This is a genomic window from Metamycoplasma auris (assembly GCF_003253435.1).
Taxonomy (GTDB): domain Bacteria; phylum Bacillota_I; class Bacilli_A; order Mycoplasmatales; family Metamycoplasmataceae; genus Metamycoplasma; species Metamycoplasma auris.
On record NZ_QKUB01000007.1, the window covers coordinates 25,208 to 30,224 of the forward strand.

A 5,017-nucleotide genomic window follows, 5' to 3' on the forward strand; every position below is an offset into this window, starting at 1 on the left:
TGCATTAACTCATTCTTGTTGTTTTTCTAAGTCTGCTTTTTCTGCTTTTTCAATGCTTTCTTTGTCTATTTGTTTGGTTAGAAGATCAAATAGTTCAGTTGTAGTCTTCGAAGAAGCAGTAGCATGTGCATCGCCGTGTTTTTTGTATCTATAAGTCGCTTCTTTAATATCATTAGTATATAAATCATCAAACAATAAACCAGTTATTTGTGCTGATGTTTTTTCTAATTTTGAAATGTCAATATTATTAATTGGATTGCTTGGTTTATTAATTGGTGGTTCAATAGAATTAATAATTGCGCTCGTTGCTTTTATAAAATTATCTTTAGTTGAAGAAATCAAAGATGCATCTCTTGATTTTTTCAACATTTCTTTGGCTTTTATTATTTCTTTGTTTAATTTATTTATCTTATTTTCACTTAGTGGATTTTTCTTATCTCTTATTTTTGCTTCTACTTTAGCAATTTCTTTGTTTAATTTATTTTTTTCGATTTTTTCTTTTGATGGAATAGCTAAAGCAACAGTTGCTCCTGCGCTCACTGTTGCAATGCTAAGTAATAACTTTAACTCTCTTGTCATATCCCTTATTTTTGCTTCTAAACCTAATATATATTTTTAATTATACAAAACAAAAAAAAAAAAAAAAAGGACGTTTTTGAAAAAATGTCCTTAAATTAAGTTGAAAATTGACATTTTAGTGACGTTTTTTTAACTATTTTTTTAAATAGAAATAATGTTAAATATACTAAAGCAAAAAAGGACCAATGCAACTACTAAAATCTACTTTTTTGTAGTGTTACTAATTTATATTTAATTAATCATTATTATTTATTCATTTCTCTAATATTTTTATTTTGATAATCAACTTGAACTTTGAATTCTGCAATTTTTCATATTATTAATTTTTTAATCATATCAAGCATGCTTTTCAATCTTATAAACCCTAATACAAATATATATTGGGATTTAAAGAATTTAAATAATTTAAAGTAAATAATGATAATAAACAATATTTTAATTGTGCAAAGAGAATATTAATTTAGAAATTCTTGGATATAGTTATATTTAGAATCAACTACATAAATAACAAATATGTTTTTGTTTAAATTTGTGGATAAGACAATAAGTGATAAGACGATTATTTTTAATGACTAAGTTTTTCATTATTAATATCATTCTTTTTCTAAAACTTTAAAGAAGGCCAAGGTTACTTAAAGTGTGCCAAAAAAATAATTACTTAAACAGTTTTTCAATAAAAAGTCTTATTAGGAATTATGAAAAAAGGATGTTTTATAATCAAAAAATTGAAAGTATAGAAGTAACTTTCTAATATAATGGACAATTATTTTTTGTGATATATAGCACAGGAAGAATTAGTTATAAAACCACTAGATTGTTTCTGATTAAATTTAGGAACAATCACATTGCTAAATATGCCTATCTTTGTGGGGAATTAAAAAAATATATGCTTAGTTTAAATTTATATTAATGTGTCCACATTTTATACCTATAAATTAAGGACATTAGGATCTAGTAAAAATTTATTAAGTCCAATGTACAATATTCCCCTTGAATCATAATGTTCAAAAATATCATCATAAATAATTACAATTTTTTTGTAATTGTCATTGATTTTTAATAATGGTTTGATTTCTTTTTCTTTTTTTGATTCATCATCAATATTAAGCGCAACTTGAATATATTATTTTGTATTGATTAAGCTGGCTATAAAATCAATTTCTAAACTATATGCATCGCGTTTTTTATTAACTGTTTCATCAATTAAAATATGTCCGACATCAACATTAAAACCCCGAGCTTTTAGTTCGTTGTAAACTATATTTTCCATTATATGCGAGCGGTCTAAATCAGTGAAATCAAGTCAAGCATTTCTTAATCCTATATCAGTAAAATAATATTTCAATGGTGTTGAAAAATATTTTGCTCCTTTAACATCAAAACGTTTAGCTTTTGAGATAATAAAAGAGTCTTCAAAATGTTGAATATAATTAGAAACAGTATTAGGATGAATTTTAATCTTGCATTCTGATAAAAATCTGTTTGATAATTTGTTTGGATTTGTTAATGAACCAATATTGGAAGAAATAAAATTTAATAATGTTTCCAATAAGTGCTGATCGTTGTTTATTCTATGTTTATCTAAAATATCTCGGATATATTTAATATCAATTAGATTTCTCAAATACTTAGCTCTCTCAATATTTGATTCAATTTTGTAAACATATGGCATTCCTCCATAAGTAAAATATGTCTTTAAATCAAAATCTCTTACTTACTTGCTTTCAAATATTTCTTTAAATGTTAATGGATATGCTCTAATTTCATCACCTTTGTCGCGAAATTCAGTAACAATTTCACTAGAAAGCATTCTTGAATTACTTCCTGTTACATAAATATCAATATTTTCATATTTCATCAAGCCAATTAAAACATTTGGAAAGTCAATTTTGCTTTCATCGTTTTCATAATGAGGATTTTTAATTGGGTTGCAATTTTGAATTTAATCTATAAAAACATAATATTTAATATCTTTATTAGCAGTTTTGCTTAAAATGTAGTTATATAATTTCAATGGATTGTGATATTTTGCATTAGCAATATTGTTTAGGTTTAGAGAAATTATTTGTCTTTCTTCAACACCATTTTCTAATAAGTAATTTTTAAATAAATTAAGCAATAAATAAGACTTGCCACAACGTCTAATACCAGCAATCACCTTTACTCTGCCATTATATATTTTTGAAATTAGTTGCTCTAAATATTTATTTCTTTGTATGTTCATAACAAGGAATCTTTTTAATTTGTTTGAATTTTTGTCAATAACAAAGAAGCTTTTATACGATAAATTTATATGGAATTCCATACTTTTTTATCGTAAAAACAATATTTTTCATCCAAATATGACAAATTTATATGGAATTCCATACTTTTTTATTCTAATTTTAAAATACTATCCATCAAGTTACTAATTGTTTGATTTTAGATAATGAATATTAAATTTTTTGTTTTTATGTATAAAAATATTGTGTATAACATATATTAACTTCTTCTTCTTTAAGTAGGTGCTGTATATTTTAATCTTATAAATAAAAAATCATAAAAATTAAGTGTGCAAAAATGATTTTAAGAAAACTAAAATTAATTAAACTTAAAAAATAATAAAAAATCAACTATCTGTATATAACACTGGAGCAGCTTATTTTTTACTTATATGAATGAAATAATTCTTGACTTTCCTATGAAGAGTTATTTATTTATAAATTAGAAATAGTAATTCAAATTTTTAATAAAAAATTAATTTAATAAATAAAAAATAGACTAATAATTTATGGTTAGTTTTTAGTCTATTTTTTATTATTTATTAGTTAAATTTCTTTAGTTGCTTTTCAATTTCTTTAAGTTGGTCATATAAAGGTTTTTCAGAATTATATGCTTTTTCTTCTAATGCTTTTAGTTCAGCTGCATAAATTTTTTCTAATTTAGAAATTTCTTCTTCTTTTTTCTTGATTTCTAATTCTAATCTTGATTTAGCAAATTTATTTTTTCTATCTAATGAATTTTTTTCTTCCTCTAGTTTTTTGTGTTTTTCTAGAATTTCTTTTTCTTTATTTGAAAGTTCTAATATTGCTTTTTCTAATTTTTCAATGTCATTTTCAACTAAAGCTTTCTCTTTTTTATTATTTTCATTTTCAGTATTTTTTTTGCTTACTTCAATGTTAAGTTTGGTATCTTCTTCTTCTAGAGATTTAAGTTCTTTTTCTAGTGTATCTAGAGATTCTTTAATTTTACCTATGGATGAGTCTCTTTCAGTTTCTACTCTAAATTTTTGGTCTTCGAAATTGCTAATTATAGTTTTAATTACATCGATGTATTCAATAATTTCAGAAATTTCTTCAATTGATTTATTGAAATCCAATTTATTCTTTGAATTTGGTGCAGAATAAATTCAGTATTTGTCGTAATCCTCTATGTCAGATTTAAGTGAATTTAATAGTTTCTCTTTATCTAATTTTAATTTCTTTTCATATTCTATTTGATCTTCAAGTTCTTTTATATTAGATTTTGCATTAGTAGTTATGGTATTAATTTTATTATTTTCTGTCTCTTTCTTTATTTTCAAAGTCTTAGATTTACTTTTTATCGAATATTTTTTAACTTGTATCTCAAATATTAATTGTTCTAATTCTTTAATTTTCTTATCAAGATTACTTGACTCTTCTTTACTATAATCCACTAATTCCTTTAGATCAGAAATTTCCTCAGTAATTTGAGGTAATTCATTTTCAATAGTAGATTTTTCTAATTCAATTTCAATTTCATTGATTCTTTTATTATTGTCTTGAATTTGCTTTTCTAAGCTTTTCTTTTTATTATCTAATTCTTCTTTATGAAGTTTTAAGAGTCCTTCATTACCATTAGTTTTGTTTTTAATTTCTTTATCATTTGATTTTTCTAAATTATTAATAGATGCTACAAGTGCATCACGTTTTTTCTTTAAAGAATTAATAATGTCATTTCTATATAAATCATCAAAAATCTTAGCTATATCACTTGCAATAATTGCTTCATCTAACTTAGGTTTATTAAGTTCTCAATTGTCTTTTAGAATCTTATTAGTTGCTCTTTCTAAATCTTCTTCAGTTCAATGAATATTAATATCAGAACCTGTTGGACTATCAATAAACGTTGCATTTCAAGCACTTGTTCTATCTAATTGTGGTTTAGGTCTTGTATCTATTGGTGTGACTGGAGTTGGTGTGACTGGAGTTGGTGTGACTGGAGTTGGTGTGACTGGAGTTGGTGTGACTGGGTTATTTTCATTGTTTTCTTTTTTAACTTCATCAATCTTTTTCTTAAGTTCCTCTGTTGCCTTTCTAAATTCATCAGGAGTTTTTAGTTCAGATAATTGTTTTCTAGCATCTGAAGCAATTTTTTCTAAAGCAACTTTAGTTTCATCTTTTAACTTACCTTCAGTTTTTATCAGTGTCTCTAATTT

At 23.8% G+C, this 5,017-nt stretch carries 2 protein-coding genes and 2 pseudogenes; all 4 read right to left on the minus strand.

The features are described from left to right. Positions 1–579: pseudogene (locus BCF89_RS03440) on the minus strand (hypothetical protein); the annotation flags it as partial. Between the two features lie 1,123 nt (positions 580–1,702). After that, on the minus strand, positions 1,703–2,278 hold the full coding sequence (locus BCF89_RS06235; protein WP_500684262.1) for an ATP-binding protein: 576 nt from the start codon (positions 2,276–2,278) through the stop codon (positions 1,703–1,705). Between the two features lie 15 nt (positions 2,279–2,293). Next, positions 2,294–2,884 (minus strand): annotated as a pseudogene (locus BCF89_RS06240) (ATP-binding protein). A gap of 498 nt (positions 2,885–3,382) precedes the next feature. Continuing rightward, positions 3,383–5,017: MAG6090-like repeat-containing lipoprotein (locus BCF89_RS08385; RefSeq protein ID WP_146236478.1), on the minus strand; the 1,635-nt coding region annotated here is incomplete at its 5' end.